This window comes from Desulfoferula mesophila (assembly GCF_037076455.1).
Classification (GTDB): Bacteria; Desulfobacterota; Desulfarculia; order Desulfarculales; family Desulfarculaceae; genus Desulfoferula; species Desulfoferula mesophila.
Map to the genome: position 1 here is coordinate 3,963,237 of NZ_AP028679.1, position 17,018 is coordinate 3,980,254.

The window sequence follows — 17,018 nt, forward strand, 5'->3', positions numbered from 1 at the left end:
CTCCCAATCTCCTGTCCGGTATATGGGTTAATTTTATACCCACCGGGCAAGTGATGCCTAATCTGGCGCGAGGGGAGCGGGCGCGCGGGGCGCCTTATGTCGGTTCGGGCCGGTTAGGCGGGGCTGTTGCCGCCCACCGCCTTGGGCTTTTCCCCGCCCGGGTCGGCCTTGGCTGGCGGCGGGGAGGCCTTCAGGCCGCTGGGCGCGGGCGCGTTTTGCGTCAGGTCCAGGCGGCCGGGCTCCAGCCCCAGGGCCAGGCCCAGGAGCTGGGGATAGAGCACCACCCCGTCCAGGGAGGGCTTGCCTTCGCCGCTCAGGGTCTCGTGGGCCCACTTGACCTGGAGCAGGGTGTGGGGGCAGTCCACCATCAGCACCTGGGCCTCGCTGGCGGCGAACTCCTCCAGGCGCATCATGATGGTGGCCAGGGAAAGCTCGGGGTTGCGCTCGCGCAGGGGGCCGCCGCAGCAGCGCAGCCGCCCCTGCCAGGGCACTCCCTCGGCCCCTATGACCTTCAGCAACTCCTCGATCAGCTTGGGGCCGTAGGCGTTGTCAAAGCCGGTGATGCGGCTGGGGCGCAGGGCGTGGCAGCCGTACATGGCGGCCACCTTCAGGCCGTTCAGGGGGGCCTGCACCAGATCCTCGAGTTTTTCCAGGCCCACCTCGTCGTGCAGCACGCTCTGTATGTGGCGCACCTGGGCGGTGCCCTGGTATTTCAGACCCTCGGGAGCCAGCTTTTCCTGCACCATGGCCAAAAGGTCCGGCTGCTCCTCCAGGAATTTCTGGGCCCGTTTCAGGGTGCCCAGGCAACACTTGCACAGGGTCATGAGCTCTACGCCCTGGGCCTCGGCCAGGGCCAGGTTGCGCGCCGCGGCCAGGATGAACAGCTCGAAGTGCTGGTCCCGCAGGGGATAGCCGCAGCAGTTGAACTCCATCTCGGTCAGCTGGATGCCCAGCTTGCCCAACACCGCCCGGGCGCTGGTTTCATACTGGGGGGCGTAGCTGGGTATCTTGCAGCCCAGAAACAAGGCGTAGGACATGTCAGTTCTCCCGGGCCATGGCGGCCTGGGCCGCCAGATAACGCAGCTCGTACATCACGTCGGTCACCTGCACCAGGTTGGGGCAGGTCTGCTGACACTCGTAGCAGGTCAGGCAGTTCCACACCATGCGCGAGCCCATGGCTTCTTCCATGAGGCCCAGCTTGAGGCAATACATGACCTGGTGGGGCAGCAGGTCCAGCTCCTGGTTGGGCCATTCGGACATGTGCACCAGGGGGCAGGCGTTGGTGCACTCGCGGCAGGAGTAGCACTCGGTGAAGCTGCCGGCCTGAGCCGAATGCTTGAGGGTCTTCTTGAACCCGCCGGTGTCCACCAAGACCTCATGGCGGCCGCGGCTGGGCTGGGCCGCCTGCTCGGCGAACTCGGCGATCTCCCGAAGCGGGGTGCCCAGGCCCTCGTCGGCCAGGTCCTGTCTCTGGGCGGTCCAGAGGTCGTGCAGGTTGATGCCCAGGGGGCACAGCCGGGTGCAGCGCTGGCAGCTGGTGCAGATGTAGGCGCCCTCGCGGGTCTGGGCCAGGCGGGCCCGGTCGCCCTCGCCGCCGTGGGTCTTGGCCGACAGCGAGGCCAGGCGCTCCGAGGGCAGGATGTCGTAGTTGGGTATCAGGCTCATGGTGATACCCACCGAGCAGTGCACCGAACAGGTGCCGCAGTGGGTGCAGGCGTCCATCTCCATGGCCCTGAGGGCGGCGCGGGCCGCCGGGTTCATGCCCTCGCGCTCGGTGGCCGCGTTCACCGCCAGGATCACCGGGCCCAACAGAAGGTGCAGGAACTTGGTGAACGGCAACAGGGCCAGGCCCAGGAAACAGGCCAGGAAGTGGATATAGTAGAGGATCTGGGAGGCGTTGGCCTGATCCAGGCCCAGGGCCACGGGACGCAAAAGCACCGACAGGCCGTAGGAGGCGAAGGCGTGGTTGGCCGGGGAGTGGCAATCGATGCAGTTGTTTTCGTTGAGCTCTCGGCCCTGCTCCAGCAAATCCTGGTCAGAGCCTATCGCTCCCGGGGCGAAGACCACCCCATAGTCGGCCGCCCACACCGAGCGCAGGGCCTTGAGTTCCTGGGGATCGTCCATCCCCGCGTATTCGTTGACCATACGGTCAAAGGCGTCGGACGAGGTGATCTTCAAGGCTTGCAGGGCAAAGCCCGAGAGCAGGATCACGGCCAGCAGGGCGATGGCCACCCGGTCCCGGGCGCGGGTGGTCTGGCGCAGCCCGCCCACGGTGAGCCGCCGCAGAACGATGATCCCCACCCCGGCCAGCACCATCAGCCCCAGGACCTCGCGCAGCCACAGCCAGGGGTCCAGGGTGGGATAGTAGTCGCTGAACAGGGAGGCGGTTATCTGCTCGCCCAGGGCGTGCAACAAGAGCAAGCCCATGAAGCCCACAAACAAAAGGATGTGGCCCAGCCAAGCCAGGGCGCTGTGTTTGAGGGAGCGGCCTTGCAACAGCCCGTCCCACACCAGCCCCCGCAGCAAGGCCCCGATACGGGGGCTGAACACCGTGCGGAGCAGGCCGGAGATGGCGGCTCCCGCCCGTTTGGCGGCGGAATATTGCCGGTCCCGCGGATCCACCGATACCGTGAGCCAGGAATACGCCTTGTAGATCAGCCCCACCAGGCAGATGGCCAAGGCGAGATATAGGCTTATGCTGAAAAACATATGGTAACGCCCCTCAAGTTACTTTATACCGGGAACCCGACGCGTTTGCGTTGGCAATTTCAGCGGCGGCAACCTCCGCGACCCCCTCCGCCACGTCCTCCTCCACCGCGACAACCGCCTCCGCCCATGCCCCGGCCCCGGCCCATGCCGCCGGCGGCGGGCTGGGCGGCGGCGACAGCCTGGGTGGCCGTCTGGGCCATGTGCCCCTGTTCGTAGGCGGCCAAGGCGTCGGCCACCCGGCCCTGGACGCCTTGGACCACCTCTATGCCCGCGGCGTCGAGGGCGTTCATGGCCTTGGGCCCCACCAGGCCGCTGAGCACCTTTCGCACCCCGGCCTTGGCCAGGTTCTCGGCGGCCTGGATGCCCGCCCCGGAAGACATCTGGCCGGCGGCGGTATTGTCCAGGGCGAAAACGCCTCCGTCATCGTCCTTGACCACGAAATAGGCGGCCCGCCCGAAACGAGGGTCCACCTGGCTGTCCATCGTCTCGCCCTGGCTGCTCACCGCGATTTTGGCCATCAGGCCTTCCTCTCGCCCAACATGTCCAGGGCCTCCTGGACCACCCCCCGGTACGGCGCGTCTTCGCCCCAGTCGCGCCGCAGGAGGCTTACCAGGCGCCCGGCGTCGGCGGCGGCCATCAACTTGGGGTCCCAGGGCAGGCGGCCCAGGAACTTGAGACCGGAGCGGGCGGCGGTGTCCTGCCCCCCGCCCTGGCCCAGGAAATCCACCTGGCCGCCGCAATGGGGGCAGACCAGCCCGGCCATGTTTTCCACCAGCCCCAGGACGGGCAAGTCCAGCTGGCGGCAAAAGTCCAGGGACTTGCGCAGATCGGCCAGGGCTATCTCTTGGGGGGTGGTGACCAGCACCACCTTGGCCCCTTCCACGTTTTGGGCCACGGTCAGGGGCTCGTCGCCGGTGCCCGGAGGGGCGTCGATGATCAAAAAGTCAAGGGCTCCCCAGGTAACGTCGCCCATGAGCTGGCGGATCACCCCGATCTTCATGGGGCCCCGCCAGATGACCGAGGCCTCCTTGTCGGGCATCAACAGTTCCACGCTGATGACCTTAAGGCCCTCGTCGATGATCACCGGTTTGATGAGTTGCTCGTCCGTCAGGACTTCGGCGTGGCCCGCTATGCCCAGCATGCGCGGAATGGAAGGCCCGTGCAAGTCCACATCCAACAGGCCCACCCGGTAGCCGGCCAGGGACAGGCCCACGGCCAACTCGGCGGCCACGGTGGACTTGCCCACACCGCCCTTGCCGCTCATTACCACCAATTTGTGCCTGATGTCGGCGAGGTTTCGGGTGAGGCGTTGATCCAGAGGATCTATTCCAGGTTCCGGACCCGGAGGCGGGGCTGAGGTAGCTTGGCTCATGCTGTCATCTCCGGAGCCTCAGCAACTGCCCCGGCGCATGGGAGACGCCGGGGTCCGGGGCTCGCGCAGGCATATTATACGATTTGCGTCAAGTTCTCCCACATACGCGCATGGAGGCATTGGCGGACTGTCCCAACAGCAATCCCTGCCATGCCTGAAAAACCGCTCTAGTTGCCTACCGGACGCTTTCCCACGGGATAACACTCGATGGTTGCGCAACTTAAACTGCCAAAGGGCGCCAATAAGAGGTACGGCGTGGGTATTTTTGTTTGGAATATATCATTTTAATATGAATGTCAAACCTGAACTCTCTAGAGGCATGTCTCCGGGGCCCGATGGGGCCTTGCCTTTTGCAAAGGGGGGCACAACAAGCGGCGCGAATGCTGCAAGGTTTCCCACCCCGATAATAAACTATGTTTCTATGGGATATAATACCGCACCGGATACGCCCGGCCGGCGCCGCCCCCCCTGGGGCATCCCCCCTGCCCCCGGTCCGCCCCTGGTTAAAAATCGTGCCTGACATCGGGTCGGGTGCTATCCTGCGAAAAGGCTTCTCGTGGGCCGCGGAAGGGCATGGACCCGCCGGCGGCCTTGAACCGGATACAAGCCGTGGCTTTTTACCGGGACGCTCCCGGGGCCCGCGCCCCCTGGTAACGCAGCGGATGGTGACCCATGTACGAAAACCTCGCCATAATGGCCGTGTTCATCTTTATCTACAGCGCCGTGGCCGGAGCGGTGGAGAAAAGGCCCATGAGCGGGCCCATCGTCTTCCTGGTCTTCGGAGTGGTGGCCGGGCCCCACGTCCTGGGGATCATGCAAACCTCGATCACCGCCGACATCCTGCGCAAGTTCGCCGAGTTGTCCCTGGCTCTGGTCCTGTTCACCGACGCCTCCACCGCCGACATGACCACCTTGCGGCGCAGCCGAGGCCTTCCCGAGCGCATGCTCTTGATCGGCCTGCCCCTGACCATCGTGCTGGGCTTTTTGCTGGGCCTCGTGTTCTTCCCCGGCCTGCCCTTGTTGGAGGTGGCCCTCATCGCGGTGATGCTGGCCCCCACCGACGCGGCCCTGGGCAAGGGCATCTTCGCCAACCCCAAGGTGCCCGTGCGCATCCGCGAGGCCCTCAACGTGGAGAGCGGGCTCAACGACGGCATCTGCGTGCCCATCCTCTACCTGTTCCTGGCCCTGGCCCTGAGCACCGAGGCCCACGAGGCGCCCATGGGCCTGGCTCTGGAGCTATTGGCCCGCGAGATCGGCATCGGACTGGTGGTGGGCCTGGGGGCCACCGCCCTGGGGGTGTTGCTGCTCAAGGTAAGCTTCCACCGCCACTGGGTGCAGGAGTTCTGGCTGCCGGTGCCGGTGGTGGCCCTGGCCTTCGCCTGCTACGCCCTGGCCCAGAGCCTGGAGGGCAGCGGCTTCATCGCCTGCTTCGTGGGCGGTTTGCTTTTCGACATAATGGTCAAGGGCGGCAAAAGCCAGGTGCTGGAGGCGGCGGAGGGGCTGGGCAACACCCTGGCCCTGATCACCTGGGTGATCTTCGGCTTTGCCGTGGTGGGCGAGGTGGTGACCAGCCTTAGCTGGTCCATAGTGGTCTATTCCCTGCTCAGCCTCACGCTTATCCGCATCCTGCCGGTGTACCTGTCCCTGGCCGGCACCGGGGAAAGCGTCTACGGCAAGCTGTTCATGGGCTGGTTCGGCCCCCGGGGCCTGGCCAGCATCGTGTTCATTATCATGGTGTGGCAGAAGAACCTGCCCGGCAGCCGGATCATGGCCGTGACCGTGGCCTGCACGGTGATCCTGAGCGTCATCGCCCACGGGCTGAGCGCCAACCCCATGGCCAAGCTCTTCGGCCGTTTCAAGATAGAGTGAGATACCCGCGGCGGCTATTCCCGCGTATTGGGCGACAGATCTAAATCTCAGGACTTACCGGCACAGCCAGACGGTGCAGGGCAAGACGTCGCGCTAACGAGGACCGCGGGCTTGATTAGGCCACGCCGAGGTCTGAGCGCCGCACGCAACGCGGCTATCAGCTGTCCGGCGAAGCCGGCGAAACCCGCCTTAGCCCACCACGGCCTTGAGCGCTGATTTGATGATCCCCTCCAGGCCCATCCCCGCCTCGGAACCCTTGATGGCCCGATCCACCGCCTTTTTGGCCTTGGCCTCGGGATAGCCCAGGTTCATCAGGGCGCTCACCGCGTCTTGGCCCAGCGGCTCGGCCGAGGCCTCGGCGGCCTCGCCCTGGCCCGTATCCTTGGGCAGGCGGCCTTCAAGCTCCACCACCAGGCGGGCGGCGGTTTTCTTGCCCACGCCGGGGATGGCGGTGAGCCGGGCGGCGTCGCCCGCCCGAATGGCCTTGTACAGCTCGACCGGGGGTATGCCGCTCAGGATGGCCTGGGCCACCTTGGGGCCGATGCCGCTGACGGTGACGAGGTTGCCGAAGGCCTGCCACTCCGCCTCGCTCAGAAAGCCGTGCAGATGGATGTGGTCGTCGCGCACGATGGTGTGGATGAACAGGGTGACCGGGTGGCCGCACTCGGGCAGCTCGCAGAAGGTGGTGAGGCTAACGAACACCCGGTAGCCCACCCCGGCGCAGTCCACCACCACGTGGTCCGGACGGCGGGTGAGCACGGTGCCGCTGACCGAGGCGATCATCTCAGGCGCTCCAGGGTGTCCGCCAGGCGGCGGCTCTGCAAGTGGGTCAGGGCCAGGGCCAGGGCGTCGGAGGCGTCCAGGGGCATCTCGTTTTGCCGGGAGCCCACCAGGCGCAGGGCCATGGCCCGAACCTGCTCCTTGGTGGCCCGGCCGTTGCCCACCAGGGATTTCTTAACCGTGGCCGGGGGGTATTCGTGCACGCTGAGCCCGGCTTGCACCCCGGCCAGGATGGCCACCCCCCGGGCCTGGCCCAGCACCAGGGCGGTGCGGGCGTTCTTGGCGGTGAACACCCCCTCCACGGCCATCTCGGCGGGCTCCAGCTCGGCGATGACCCGGGCCAGCTCGGCGAAGATGTAGCCCAGCCTCTCGGGGACCGGAGCCCCGCCCGGGGCGGTGATGGCCCCGGCCCGCCGCAGGCGAATGCGCCCCCCGGCTCCCGGCTCCACCACCGCGTAACCGGTGCAGCGGCTGCCGGGGTCCAGCCCCAGCACGGCGGGGGCGGGGGCCTTGGGCATGCTTACTCGTCTTCCAGTTCGGCCAGAATGCTCTCGTCGATGTCGAAGTTGGAGTAGACGTTCTGCACGTCGTCGGCCTCGTCCAGGGCCTCCATCAGGGCCATGGCCTTGGCTGCCTCGCCCTTGTCGGTGATCTCCACTATGGTGCTGGCCTGCTTGGTCACCTCGGCCTCAATGGGCTCCAGCCCGGCGGCCCGCAAGGCCTCGTTGAGCGGGTTGAAGGCGCTGGGCGTGCAGTGCACTTCCCACACGTCGTCCTCGTCCACCACGTCGTCGGCCCCGGCCTCCAGGGCCGCTTCCATCAAGGCGTCCTCGTCCACCGCGTCCTTGTCAAAGGTGATGATGCCCTTGGCCTCGAACAGATAGGCCACCGCCCCGGCCTTGGCCAGGGAGCCGCCGCGCTTGGTGAAGATGTGGCGCACGTCGGCGGCGGCCCGGTTCTTGTTGTCGGTGAGGCACTCCACCAAAAAGGCCACGCCGCCGGGACCGTAGCCCTCGTAGAGGATCTCCTCGTAGGTCACGCCCTCGAGCTCGCCGGTGCCCTTTTTGACGGCCCGGTCGATGTTCTCCTTGGGCATGTTCTGGCCCTTGGCCGCAGCCACCGCGGTTCGCAGGCGGGGGTTGCCTTCAATGTCACCGCCGCCCTGCTTGGCGGCCACGGTTATTTCCCGCATGAGCCGGGTGAAGATCTGCCCCCGCTTGGCATCGGCGGCGCCCTTCTTGCGCTTGATGGTGCTCCACTTGGAGTGACCGGACATATGATTCTCCTGAAACTAGAGGCTTTATCCCGGGTGGGGCTATTTGCGGCCCCTGCCCAGTATGTAAATTTCCTTGCTGGCCGACCGGCTGGCGTCGGGCTTGTGCCCCTTGCCCAGCTTGAAGGCCCCCTTCACCTGCCTGATCAAGTCGTCTACCCCCGGACCGAAAAAGACCTTGGCCAGAAACGATCCCCCCGGCCGAAGCAGGGCCAGGGCCATGTCCAGGGCGGCCTGGGTCAACTCCAGCGACTGGGCGGCGTCGCGGTCCTTGATCCCGCTGGTTCGCGGGGCCACGTCGCTCATCACCAGGTCGAACACCTCCACCCCCGAGCGCTCCCGCACCTGATCCGGAGTCAGCTCCAACAGGTCGGCCTGGATGAAGCACGACCCCTGGGGCAGGCTCACGCCGGGCTCTTGCAGGTCCACCCCCACCAGGCGACCGGAGCGGCCCACCTTTTGCGAGGCGTACTGCAGCCAGGAACCTGGGTGGCAACCGAGGTCCAGCACCGCCTGTCCGGAGCGCAACAGCCCGTACCGCTTGTCCATCTCCTGCAGTTTGAACACGCTGCGGGCCGCGTAACCCTGGTTTTTGGCCCGGCGGTAATAGGCGTCTGGGCTTCCTAGACGGGTCATGGCTGATAAAATCTAGCACAGGGGCCCAGCGGGTACAAGGGGTCAGAAATGCTGCGATGTCGCCGGTCGGGGGCCTTGGCGGTCCCTCCGGCCTGGGCTATAGTGGATTCTGAACACGCCCATGCGCGACCTGCCCTCCGCATGTTTGGCCGGCGCTGGTTGGCGCCAGGGCCCTGGCGGGCCGCCCCGCAAAACGGGGCAAGGGACGGCGGCACGCTTATTTCTGGTCAGGGCCGGGCTTCTTTAGTATGGTCGTTTATTCCCGCGCCCCCTTCCGGCCCCGAGCGGCGCTGGAATTTTGCCGCCAAGCCCTGGAGGCCCCGGCGCCTCTGGTCTGGAAAGAACTTTGAGGCTGGCCCGCCTCCCCGGCGGGAAGGAGTAATAAGCCCATGCTACTCATCGAAGACCTGCAAGTGGAGCTTTCGGGCAAGCTCTTGCTGCGCCACGTAGACCTGGAGATCAAGCCCGGCGAGACCCACGTGCTCTTCGGGCCCAACGGCTCGGGCAAGACCTCGCTGCTCATGACCATCCTGGGCATGCCCGGCTACATCGTCAAGCACGGGCGCATCGTGTTCAAGGGCGAGGACATCACCCACATGCCCATCCACGAGCGGGCCCAACTGGGCATCGGCATGGCCTTTCAGCGCCCCCCCACCATCCACGGCCTCAAGACCCGCCAGATGGTGGGCATCTGCGCCCACGGCCGCGAGGTGGACGTGGAGGGTATGGCCGAGGAGGTGAACTTCAGCCACTTTTTGGGCCGCGAGGTCAACGCCGGGCTCTCCGGCGGGGAGATCAAGCGCTCGGAGCTGTTGCAGCTCATGGCCCAAAACCCGGACCTGATGCTCTTCGACGAGCCCGAATCCGGGGTGGACATGGAGAACATGCACCTGGTGGGGGCCACCATCGCCCACCTGCTGCAAAAGGACAAGGCCGTCTACCACGCCAACGGCGCCTCCATCGCCGACAGCCGGCGCAAGCGCACCAAGATGGGCCTGATCATCACCCATACCGGCTACATCCTGGACTACCTGGAGGCCGACTCGGGCCACGTGCTCTACAACGGCATCCTGTCCTGCCCCTCCAACCCCCGCGAGATCCTGCGCTGCGTGGCCCAAAACGGCTACCAGGAGTGCGTGCGCTGCGTGGTGCCCCCCAGCGAGCACCTGCTGCAGGAACTGCCCGTTATCAGCCAGGATTAGCAAGGAACAGCAAGCATGGCCGATCAAAACCAGTTGCAGCAACGGGCCCTGGCGGCCCGCGAGAAAACCGCCGCCATCGGGGCGGATTTGGATTTGAGCTCCTACGAAAAGCACGCGGCCACCCACCAGGCCCTGGCCGAGGAGGAGCTTTGCACCCTGCCCGCCCAGGAGCAGCAGGACCTGCTGTTGTCCGGGGTGGATGTGAGCGGCAAGGACCGGGGCGGCACCTTCATCATGAAGGACGCCTCGCCCCTGCACTGTTCCAGCCACCAGGAGGGGGTGGAGGTGCTGCCCCTCAAGAAGGCCCTGGAGGTGCATCCCTGGCTCTGGGACTATTACTGGAAGCTGGTGGAGGTGGACGCGGACAAGTACACCGCCGCCGCCCAGTTGGATCTTCACGACGGCTACATGATCCGGGCCCTGCCCGGGGCCAAGGCCATCCATCCCATCCAGGCCTGCCTGTACATGGACCAGGACAACATCCAGCAGAACGTGCACAACATCATCATCGCCGAGGAAGGGGCGGAGCTGCACATCATCAGCGGCTGCGCCACCAGCCCCCATCTCAAAAAGGGCCTCCACGTGGGGATCAGCGAGTTTTTCGTCAAGAAAAACGCCAAGCTGTCCTTCACCATGATCCACAACTGGTCCGAAGGGGTGGCGGTGCGCCCCCGCTCGGTGGCCACGGTGGACGAAGGCGGCCTGTATCTGTCCAACTACGTGTGCATGCGTCCGGTGAACAGCCTACAGATGTACCCCACCTGTCACCTGAACGGCCCGAACGCCGTGGGCCGCTTCTACTCCATATTGGTGGGCTCGCCCACCACCGACATCGACGCCGGGGGGCGGGTGATCCTCAACCACCCCGGCTGCCGGGCCGAGGTGGTGAGCCGGGCCATAACCAACGGCGGCAAGATCATGGCTAGGGGCCATCTGGTGGGCAAGGCGCCGGAGATCAAGGCCCACCTGGAGTGCCGAGGCCTGATCCTGGGCGGCGGGGCCATGCTGGCCGCGCCCTTCCTGGACGGCTTCGTGGACGGGGTGGAGATGAGCCACGAGGCGGCGGTGGGCAAGATCGCCCAGGACGAGATCAACTACCTCATGGCCCGCGGCCTCAGCGAGGACGAGGCCACCGCCACCATCGTGCGCGGTTTCCTTAGCGTGGACATCCCCGGCCTGCCCCCCCAGCTCCAGGCCGAGATCGACAAGGCCATCAACGCCACCGACGAGCACGGCATGTAGGCGACAGGCGGTTAGCTAAACTTGTCCGATACTTACGAAATATACGCCCTGCGCTACGCCGGGCCGGAGGAAAGCTCCCGGGCCCTGCTGATATGGAACCGGGACTGGGAGCAACGGGTAAAGCGGGCCTATTACTTCTGGTGCCTGCTGGGCCCGGCGGGGCCGGTGGTGGTGGACTGCGCGGTGACCCCGGAGCGGGCGGCCCAGCGCAAGCTGACCAACTACCGCCCGCCGCTGGAGCTGCTGGCCGCCCTGGGGGTGGAGCCCGGCGAGGTGCGCCACCTGGTGCTCACCCATTTGCACTGGGACCACTGCGGCGGGGCGGCTTGGTTCCCCGCGGCCCAGGTGCACGTGGGCCTGGCCGATTGGGCGTTCTGGAGCCAGAGCCCCCTGGCGAGCCGCTCCATCCTTGCCCTGCTGCACGAGCCGGAAGACCTGGCCCCCCTGCGGACCGCCCAAGACCAAGGCCGCCTGCGCCTGCACCCGGGCGACGCGCCCCTGGCCCCCGGCCTGGAGCTCCTTGCCGCGCCGGGGCACAGCCCGGGGCTCATGGCCCTTCAGGCGGCCACCAAAGTGGGCCAGGCCGTGGTGGCCAGCGACTGCGGCCACACCTTTGCCAACTTCGCCCAGGACTGGCCCAGCATGTTCATCTTCAACCTGCCCGCCTGGCTGGAGTCCATGGAGCGCCTGCGGGGCCGGGTCTCCGCCCCGGAGCTGTTGTTCCCCGGCCACGACCTCAAAATGAGTGAGGATTATCCGGAAGTCGCGCCGGGAGTCACCCGGTTGGCCTAGGCGTCACAGCCTCGGATAGCCTGCATAGAGGCGGGGTTCATCCCCGCCATCTTGAATTTTCAGCCATGTCCGTCATCGCGAGGAGCATCCCGGCGGGGGATGCGACGCGGCGATCTTCGCCTTCCCCCAGGCGGGATCGGCAGGGGCCGGTAGGGTCGTCTGGTAAAGGTGTCCCAACTCACAACCAAGCGATTCCGTCCTTGCCGAACTCCCTCGGCTACCCAAATTAAAAGCAAGCATTCTCCCCAAAGTCGGTTATGGTTAACCCCAACAACGTTCCTCAGGCGCTGCGATACTGAAACCGCTTCCCGCTCCCGGCCGCGCCGGCCAATTTTTTACAAAAAAGTTGGCCCCAACCCCTTGCAAAGACGGCGCTTGGTGCTTATGGTTCTCCCAGTTAGCACTCAATGTCGGAGAGTGCTAACAAAGCAGCTTAAAAGGCCCCGCAGGTTTGGGGCGGATTATTTTTAGCTATATCGGTTATTTAACTTAGAAGGAGACGCACGCATGAAAATCAAACCGCTGCAGGACCGCGTGATCGTAGAGCGGCTGGAGGAAGAGACCAAGACCGCCGGCGGCATCATCATCCCCGATTCCGCCAAGGAAAAACCCCAGCAGGGCAGGATTCTGGCAGTGGGCCCCGGCAAGGTCATGGAAAACGGCACCAAGCTGGAAATGACCGTGAAGAAGGGCGACACCGTGCTGTTCGGCAAGTACTCCGGTTCCGAGGTCAAGATCGACGGCAAGGAAGTCCTGATCATGCGCGAGGACGACATCCTGGGCATCATCGACTAAGGCGTCCCTCGCCCCCGTCTCATACAAAAATCAAATCCAGTTTGGAGAGGAAGATAGAGCTATGGCCAAAGAGCTAAAATATGATGTAAAGGCCCGCGAGGCCATGATGAAGGGCGTCGACGCCCTGGCCAACGCGGTCAAGGTAACCTTGGGCCCCAAGGGCCGCAACGTGGTTATCGAGAAGACCTTCGGTTCGCCGACCATCACCAAGGACGGCGTGACCGTGGCCAAGGAAATCGAGCTCGAGGACAAGTTCCAGAACATGGGCGCCCAGATGGTCAAGGAAGTGGCTTCCAAGACCTCCGACGTGGCCGGCGACGGCACCACCACCGCCACCATCCTGGCCCAGATCATCTACCGCGAGGGCTCCAAGCTCGTGGCCGCCGGCCTTAACCCCATGTCCATCAAGCGCGGCATCGACAAGGCCGTGGAGGGCGTGGTGGCCGAGCTGCAGAAGATGTCCAAGGCCACCAAGGACCAGAACGAGATCGCCCAGGTGGGCACCATCAGCGCCAACAACGACACCACCATCGGCAACATCATCGCCGAGGCCATGAACCAGGTGGGCAAAGAGGGCGTCATCACCGTGGAAGAGGCCAAGAGCATGGAGACCACCCTGGAGGTGGTCGAGGGCATGCAGTTCGACCGCGGCTACCTGAGCCCCTACTTCGTCACCGACCCCGAGAAGATGGAAGCCAACCTGGACGACCCCTACATCCTCATCCACGAAAAGAAAATCAGCGCCATGAAGGACCTGCTGCCCGTGTTGGAGCAGGTGGCCAAGAGCGGCCGTCCCCTGCTGATCGTGGCCGAGGACATTGAGGGCGAAGCCCTGGCCACCCTGGTGGTCAACAAGCTGCGCGGCACCCTGAACGCCTGCGCCGTCAAGGCCCCCGGCTTCGGCGACCGCCGCAAGGCCATGCTGGAAGACATCGCCATCCTCACCGGCGGCACCGTGATCAGCGAGGACCTGGGCGTCAAGCTGGACGGCGCCACCCTGAACGACCTGGGCACCGCCAAGAAGGTGACCCTGGACAAGGACAACACCACCATCGTCGACGGCGGCGGCTCGCGTCAGGCCCTGGAAGGCCGCGTGCGCACCATCCGCGCCCAGATCGAGGAGACCACCAGCGACTACGACCGCGAGAAGCTGCAGGAGCGCCTGGCCAAGCTGATCGGCGGCGTGGCGGTGATCAACGTCGGCGCGGCCACCGAGACCGAGATGAAAGAGAAGAAGGCCCGCGTGGAAGACGCCCTGAACGCCACCCGCGCGGCGGTGGAAGAGGGCATCGTGCCCGGCGGCGGCGTGGCCCTGCTGCGCTGCTACGACGCGGCCGACAAGGTGCGCGACAAGGTCAAGGGCGAGGAGAAATCCGGCGCCGACATCATCAAGCGCGCCCTGGAAGAGCCTCTGCGCCAGATCGCCATGAACGCGGGCCAGGAAGGCTCCATCGTGGTGGAGAAGGTGCGGACCATGAAGGGCTCCGACGGCTACAACGCCCAGACCAACACCTACGAGGACCTCTTGAAGGCCGGCGTCATCGACCCCACCAAGGTGACCCGCTTCGCCCTGCAGAACGCCGCGTCGGTGTCCGGCCTGCTGCTGACCACCGAGTGCATGATCGCCGAGAAGCCCAAGGACGACAAGGGCGGCGCCCCGGCCATGCCCGGCGGCATGGGCGGCATGGGCGGCATGGGCGGTATGTACTAGACCGCGCCGCTTAACCCAAGCGACTGAAAAAGCCCCCGCTCGATTGAGCGGGGGCTTTCTTTATCCTCGGGCGCCCGAGTGTCAGTGGTGATTTATTGCCAACAGGCCGAGGCCTAAGCGATGCCGGCAACGCGGTATTTCGGCGTCTGGCGAAGCAGCTCAGTGGCTGGCGGCCACCTCCTCGGGCGAGGCCACCGACACCATCAGCCCGTTGCAGTCGGCGCAATACTCGGGCTGGCGCACCTTCTCGTCGTGGTACACCCGCTGGGGCTTTACCCGGTCCAGGAACTTCTTGGCCTCTTCCCAGGCCGCCTCGGGGCTAAAGTCCACCGCCGCCAGTTGCAGCGATTGCAACACCTGGCCTTCCATGGAGTGCTGCACCACGGTCATCACCTCGGGCACCCCGCCCTCCTCGCCGAACACGGTGATGGTGGCCATGCCCCCCAGGCCGTCATAGGCCGAGTTGAGCGAACCGTGGCGGCAGGTGGCCGGGGGGGTATTCGGGTCGTTGACGAACTCCCCCACCGCGTGGGCCAGGTCGTGGGGATCGGCCAGGTTGTGCTCGCTGTCCTCGGCCCACTGGCCAAAGGGACCGGCGGCCACCGGCACGGGCACTACCTCCACTTTCATCTCCCTGAGGAAATGCATGAGATACCAGTTCTGCTTGGCCTGGCGGCGAAACTCGGCCAGGCTGTTGCCGTCCGAGGGGCGGCGGTAGATGGCCTGCCAGTCGCCAAAGGAAAACACCGGCAAGCGCACCGTATCGTGACCCTGGGCCACGAAACGCCGGGCCAGGTCGCGGGAATTATTGATAACCTGAGTCAGGTCCACATCACCCTCCGGTTAGGAACCGTTTTCAATATAATCGTGCCTAAATCCCCGCGGGTCAAGCGCCTATTGGCCTCGGCGGCTCCGGACGGTTCATCAACTTACTTGTCCTTGTCCGGCGGGCCCCAGGTGAGTTGGTAGCCCAAGTAGAAAGTCAGGTCGGTGTCGCCGCTGAGGTCGCTGCCCGCCGAGACGAGCAGATGCTGCTCCGGCGTGAAATCGACCATGGCCCCCAGGTTGTAACCGGTGTGCTCGCCGCCTTCCACGGTATCGGGGATGGTGTGGTACAGCTCCCCGCCCAGGGCCAGCCAATCGCTGAACTGCCGCTGCACCACCACCCCGGTGAACCAGTAGTTGCGGTTGCCCGAGCCCGGATTGATCCAATACCCCCCGCCGCCGTAAGAGGTCCAGGCTCCCCAGCTCTTTTGCAGCCACAGAGGCACAAACACGTCGCATTGGCCCGAGCCCAGGCCGCGCTCCTGGTCGCCGGTGGGCAGGGTGACCAGGGGGAACACCCCCACCTGGGGCATGATTTCGCCCTCTCGCAGCAGCCGGTACTTGGCCCCCAGTTCCAGATCGCCCAGGCCGTAGGCGGTGCCCTCGCCTTCGGGCCGATCCCAGGCCAGGGGCACGATCAGGTGCAGTTGCAACTCGGGCAAGGCCCCGTAGTTGGCCTCGAAATGGGGCGCGGTGCCGGAGCCGCCGCCCTGTTCCTTCAAGTCCTGGGTGGCCAGGTACAGCTCCCAGTGGCGGTAGGGCACCGGCACCGGGTCGTCGGTGAAAAAAGGCGGGCCCGCCCAGGCCGATGCGGCCATGAACAGCCAGGCCAGCCCGGCTAGAGCCAGGGCGGCCCGAAGCAACCCGCCTTTGGAGCGGCAAAAAAATTTAAGGCGCGCACCCAATCCAGCCCCCATTGGCCGTCCGCCGACGGCTATTACCCTTTCAGTTTGATGCACAACCCCCGCCCAAGCCAAATTTTCCCTGGGCCCAAAGCCCGGCCGCGAAACTCAAGGCCGACTGCTCAAGGGACCCTTGCTTTGCGGACCTGGACGGGGTATTGCTGAAAGCGACCTCTAGCCCAGCGGAGAGCCGGTGAGACACCACCCCCAGCCCCAACCCCTGCCCGTGGCCCACGAAGGCGACCGTTTCGCCCGCCGGGTCTGGTGGCGGGGTTTCGAGCTCACCCCGGGGGTGACCCTCAGGGCCACGGCCCGCCCGCGCCCCGCCCTGGCCGCCGCCTCGCCCTGGCGGCGGCTGGCCGCCCTCGCCTGGGCCGCCTCGGCCGCCCTGGCCCAGCACCCCCGCCTGAACTTCTTCACCTTCTGGGGCCGCCCGGTGTGGGCGGGATGGCCGCCGCGGGTGGCGGTGGTCCTGGAAAACGGCGACGCCTCCTGCGACATGGTGGTGGTGGCCGGAGCCCACGCCATGGGCCTGGACGACCTGGAGCGGCTGTTGCGGGAGCGGCGGGGGGCCCTGGGCCGCCCCGGCCTGCGGGGATGGCTACGCGAGACCCTGCCCATGGCCAGCTACTGGGCCGAGCGCCTGAGCGGTTCCTTTGCCCAGGACTACGCCCGGCGCAACGCCCCGCTGTTCATCAGCATGGTGGGTCTGGAAGGAATCGAGGAGGCCTCCTTCACCCCGGCCCATTCCATGGCCCTGTACCCCGGCGGCCTGCAAGACGGACGCCTGCCCCTGGTGCTTTGCTTCAACCATCAGTTGGCCAACGCCCGGCCGGTGGGGCGGTTTTTGCTGTGCCTAAAGGAAATGCTGGAGTGAGCCGGAGCGCGGGGCCCGGCGACGCGAATTTGC

The 17,018-nt window shown here is 65.9% G+C and carries 17 protein-coding genes; 7 read left to right on the plus strand and 10 right to left on the minus strand.

Annotated features, from left to right (window positions below; translation table 11 throughout):
* Positions 1–113 precede the first annotated feature (113 nt).
* Genes AACH32_RS18265 through AACH32_RS18280 form a run of 4 tightly spaced genes read right to left on the minus strand, consistent with a single transcriptional unit; the run spans position 114 to position 4,081 of the window.
* On the minus strand, positions 114–1,037 hold the full coding sequence (locus AACH32_RS18265) for a CoB--CoM heterodisulfide reductase iron-sulfur subunit B family protein (RefSeq protein ID WP_338602735.1): 924 nt from the start codon (positions 1,035–1,037) through the stop codon (positions 114–116).
* Position 1,038: 1 nt separating this feature from the next.
* Entirely contained in the window at positions 1,039–2,709 is a 1,671-nt protein-coding gene (locus AACH32_RS18270) for a 4Fe-4S dicluster domain-containing protein (protein ID WP_338602739.1), read from the minus strand.
* Between the two features lie 59 nt (positions 2,710–2,768).
* Positions 2,769–3,227, minus strand: a complete 459-nt coding sequence (locus AACH32_RS18275; protein ID WP_338602742.1) for a NifB/NifX family molybdenum-iron cluster-binding protein — start codon at positions 3,225–3,227, stop codon at positions 2,769–2,771.
* Positions 3,227–4,081, minus strand: a complete 855-nt coding sequence (locus AACH32_RS18280) for an Mrp/NBP35 family ATP-binding protein (RefSeq protein ID WP_338602745.1) — start codon at positions 4,079–4,081, stop codon at positions 3,227–3,229. The genes AACH32_RS18275 and AACH32_RS18280 overlap by 1 nt, the downstream gene beginning before the upstream one ends.
* Positions 4,082–4,753: 672 nt before the next feature.
* Between AACH32_RS18280 and AACH32_RS18285 the strand changes: the two genes are divergently transcribed.
* Positions 4,754–5,950 carry a cation:proton antiporter gene (locus tag AACH32_RS18285; RefSeq protein WP_338602747.1) on the plus strand — a complete coding sequence of 399 codons (1,197 nt, stop codon included), beginning with the start codon at positions 4,754–4,756 and terminating at the stop codon, positions 5,948–5,950.
* Positions 5,951–6,139: 189 nt separating this feature from the next.
* On the opposite strand, the gene ruvA is transcribed toward AACH32_RS18285, so the two are convergent.
* From ruvA to AACH32_RS18305, 4 genes are read right to left on the minus strand one after another with little or no spacing between them, the layout of a single operon-like run.
* Positions 6,140–6,733, minus strand: coding sequence for a Holliday junction branch migration protein RuvA (gene ruvA, locus AACH32_RS18290; protein WP_338602750.1), 594 nt, complete (start codon positions 6,731–6,733; stop codon positions 6,140–6,142).
* Complete coding sequence (gene ruvC, locus AACH32_RS18295) at positions 6,730–7,248, minus strand: crossover junction endodeoxyribonuclease RuvC (RefSeq protein ID WP_338602753.1); 519 nt, start codon at positions 7,246–7,248, stop codon at positions 6,730–6,732. Before ruvC ends, ruvA begins: the two co-directional genes overlap by 4 nt.
* 2 nt (positions 7,249–7,250) lie before the next feature.
* Positions 7,251–8,006 (minus strand): YebC/PmpR family DNA-binding transcriptional regulator, encoded by a 756-nt coding sequence (locus AACH32_RS18300; protein WP_338602755.1) that lies wholly within the window; start codon positions 8,004–8,006, stop codon positions 7,251–7,253.
* Between the two features lie 39 nt (positions 8,007–8,045).
* Positions 8,046–8,639, minus strand: a complete 594-nt coding sequence (locus AACH32_RS18305; protein ID WP_338602757.1) for an RlmE family RNA methyltransferase — start codon at positions 8,637–8,639, stop codon at positions 8,046–8,048.
* Positions 8,640–9,028: 389 nt separating this feature from the next.
* Here AACH32_RS18305 and AACH32_RS18310 point away from each other — a divergent pair, with 389 nt between their 5' ends.
* The 5 genes from AACH32_RS18310 (at position 9,029) to groL (ending at position 14,381) form a co-directional block, all read left to right on the plus strand.
* The gene (locus tag AACH32_RS18310) at positions 9,029–9,841 is read left to right on the plus strand and encodes an ABC transporter ATP-binding protein (RefSeq protein WP_338602759.1); all 813 of its coding nucleotides are present in this window, start codon (positions 9,029–9,031) and stop codon (positions 9,839–9,841) included.
* A 15-nt stretch (positions 9,842–9,856) separates the two neighbouring features.
* Positions 9,857–11,083, plus strand: a complete 1,227-nt coding sequence (locus AACH32_RS18315) for a SufB/SufD family protein (RefSeq protein WP_338602762.1) — start codon at positions 9,857–9,859, stop codon at positions 11,081–11,083.
* A 21-nt stretch (positions 11,084–11,104) separates the two neighbouring features.
* Positions 11,105–11,875 (plus strand): N-acyl homoserine lactonase family protein, encoded by a 771-nt coding sequence (locus AACH32_RS18320; RefSeq protein ID WP_338602765.1) that lies wholly within the window; start codon positions 11,105–11,107, stop codon positions 11,873–11,875.
* 507 nt (positions 11,876–12,382) lie between these two features.
* Positions 12,383–12,670 (plus strand): co-chaperone GroES, encoded by a 288-nt coding sequence (gene groES / locus AACH32_RS18325; RefSeq protein WP_338602767.1) that lies wholly within the window; start codon positions 12,383–12,385, stop codon positions 12,668–12,670.
* Positions 12,671–12,731: 61 nt separating this feature from the next.
* Complete coding sequence (gene groL / locus AACH32_RS18330; RefSeq protein WP_338602769.1) at positions 12,732–14,381, plus strand: chaperonin GroEL; 1,650 nt, start codon at positions 12,732–12,734, stop codon at positions 14,379–14,381.
* 159 nt (positions 14,382–14,540) lie between these two features.
* Here the strand turns inward: groL and AACH32_RS18335 are convergent, their stop codons facing one another.
* The gene (locus AACH32_RS18335) at positions 14,541–15,212 is read right to left on the minus strand and encodes a hypothetical protein (protein WP_338602771.1); all 672 of its coding nucleotides are present in this window, start codon (positions 15,210–15,212) and stop codon (positions 14,541–14,543) included.
* Positions 15,213–15,310: 98 nt separating this feature from the next.
* Complete coding sequence (locus AACH32_RS18340; RefSeq protein ID WP_338602773.1) at positions 15,311–16,069, minus strand: transporter; 759 nt, start codon at positions 16,067–16,069, stop codon at positions 15,311–15,313.
* Positions 16,070–16,301: 232 nt separating this feature from the next.
* Between AACH32_RS18340 and AACH32_RS18345 the strand changes: the two genes are divergently transcribed.
* Positions 16,302–16,985, plus strand: a complete 684-nt coding sequence (locus AACH32_RS18345) for a hypothetical protein (protein WP_338602775.1) — start codon at positions 16,302–16,304, stop codon at positions 16,983–16,985.
* The last annotated feature ends 33 nt before the right edge of the window (positions 16,986–17,018 follow it).

Bases quoted from the DNA above. Each gene is read 5' to 3' on its own strand.
- groES (WP_338602767.1), top strand. From the start codon at position 12,383: ATGAAAATCAAACCGCTGCAGGACCGCGTGATCGTAGAGCGGCTGGAG.
- ruvA (WP_338602750.1), bottom strand. From the start codon at position 6,733: ATGATCGCCTCGGTCAGCGGCACCGTGCTCACCCGCCGTCCGGACCAC.
- AACH32_RS18300 (WP_338602755.1), bottom strand. From the start codon at position 8,006: ATGTCCGGTCACTCCAAGTGGAGCACCATCAAGCGCAAGAAGGGCGCC.
- AACH32_RS18275 (WP_338602742.1), bottom strand. From the start codon at position 3,227: ATGGCCAAAATCGCGGTGAGCAGCCAGGGCGAGACGATGGACAGCCAG.
- AACH32_RS18265 (WP_338602735.1), bottom strand. From the start codon at position 1,037: ATGTCCTACGCCTTGTTTCTGGGCTGCAAGATACCCAGCTACGCCCCC.
- AACH32_RS18305 (WP_338602757.1), bottom strand. From the start codon at position 8,639: ATGACCCGTCTAGGAAGCCCAGACGCCTATTACCGCCGGGCCAAAAAC.
- AACH32_RS18315 (WP_338602762.1), top strand. From the start codon at position 9,857: ATGGCCGATCAAAACCAGTTGCAGCAACGGGCCCTGGCGGCCCGCGAG.
- AACH32_RS18310 (WP_338602759.1), top strand. From the start codon at position 9,029: ATGCTACTCATCGAAGACCTGCAAGTGGAGCTTTCGGGCAAGCTCTTG.
- ruvC (WP_338602753.1), bottom strand. From the start codon at position 7,248: ATGCCCAAGGCCCCCGCCCCCGCCGTGCTGGGGCTGGACCCCGGCAGC.
- groL (WP_338602769.1), top strand. From the start codon at position 12,732: ATGGCCAAAGAGCTAAAATATGATGTAAAGGCCCGCGAGGCCATGATG.
- AACH32_RS18285 (WP_338602747.1), top strand. From the start codon at position 4,754: ATGTACGAAAACCTCGCCATAATGGCCGTGTTCATCTTTATCTACAGC.
- AACH32_RS18270 (WP_338602739.1), bottom strand. From the start codon at position 2,709: ATGTTTTTCAGCATAAGCCTATATCTCGCCTTGGCCATCTGCCTGGTG.
- AACH32_RS18280 (WP_338602745.1), bottom strand. From the start codon at position 4,081: ATGAGCCAAGCTACCTCAGCCCCGCCTCCGGGTCCGGAACCTGGAATA.